Below are 1,305 nucleotides of genomic sequence, written 5' to 3' on the forward strand. Positions count from 1 at the left end.
AGAGGTGGCCCCGGAAATTCGGACAGGGTGTTAAGCTGTTCCCATCTCTGAAAAGGAGAGGGATTTTGGGCAAGGTTACACGGAAGCGTTACGGGGCCGACTTTAAGGCGAAGGTGGCCCTAGAGGCGATCAAGGGTGAGCAGACGGTCGCGGAATTGGCCGCGAAATACAGCATCCTTCCGACGATGATCACGACGTGGAAAAAGCAGGCCATCGAGGGAATGTCCTCGACGTTCTCGAACAAACCGGCCAAGGAGGCGGAAACCAACGCTGCGGAGGTGGAGCGTCTTGACGCCAAGATCGGCCAATTGGTCGTGGAACGGGATTTTTTGTCAAAAGCCTTCAATCGATGAGTATCGAGAGAAGGCGACACCTGGTTGAACCGTCCCATCCGGTGTTGTCGATTGTCCGGCAATTCACCTTGGTTTCCATCAGTCGGTCTTCGTTCTATTACCAGCCGCGCGGGGAATCGCCCCTGAACTTGGCGCTCATGCGGCTGATCGACGAGGTGTTCCTGGACGGCCCGTTTTACGGTGCCCGTCAAATGGCGCGCCATTTCCGGCGACTGGGCCATGCCGTTGGCCGCAAACGGGTTTCACGCCTGATGGAGAAGATGGGGCTTTCGGCCATTTACCAGAAGCCGAGGACCAGTGACCCCCATCCAGACCATCCGATCTATCCCTACCTGCTGAAGGACCTGGAGATTACCCGACCCAATCACGTCTGGTGTTCGGACATCACCTACATTCCGATGCGAGGGGGTTTTCTATATCTCGTGGCGATCATGGACTGGGCGACCCGGAAAGTGCTGTCCTGGCGGCTGTCCGACACCATGGAGGCGGACTTCTGTATCGAGGCCCTGGAAGAGGCCCTGAACCGCTTCGGGAAACCAGAGATCTTCAACACCGGTCAGGGCAGTCAGTTTACCAGCCCCCGGTTCACCGGTGTCCTGCTGGACGCCAAGGTTCAGATCAGCATGGATGGGCGGGGCCGATGGATGGATAACGTCTTTATCGAAAGGCTCTGGCGATCAGTAAAATACGAATGCGTCTATCTCCATGCCTTTGAAACGGGATCGGATCTCCGGGCCGGATTGAACCGGTGGATGGCCTATTACAACACACGACGACCCCATTCGGCACTGGCTGGACAGACGCCTGATGAGGCTTATCATCAAATCGCGCCATCCCCCTGTCCGGGGCATGCCCCGGACAGGGGGATGGATGCGGCGCTGGCGGCATGATCATCAAACCGGGAACAGCTTAACAAAGCCGCCAAGCTCTCCAAACAAGGGGGGACACCTCT

The 1,305-nt window shown here is 57.5% G+C and carries 1 protein-coding gene; it reads left to right on the top strand.

Going from position 1 to position 1,305, the window contains the following annotated elements; translation table 11 throughout:
* Positions 1-62: 62 nt before the first annotated feature.
* Positions 63-1,243 (top strand): IS3 family transposase gene (locus ACLIRY_RS27070; RefSeq protein WP_413208521.1). Its coding sequence is split into 2 segments (ribosomal slippage): positions 63-324 and positions 324-1,243, totalling 1,182 coding nucleotides; the frame shifts between segments, so codons are not numbered across the junction.
* The last annotated feature ends 62 nt before the right edge of the window (positions 1,244-1,305 follow it).

This window comes from Rhodospirillum sp. A1_3_36 (genome assembly GCF_047263945.1).
Classification (GTDB): Bacteria; Pseudomonadota; Alphaproteobacteria; order Rhodospirillales; family Rhodospirillaceae; genus Rhodospirillum.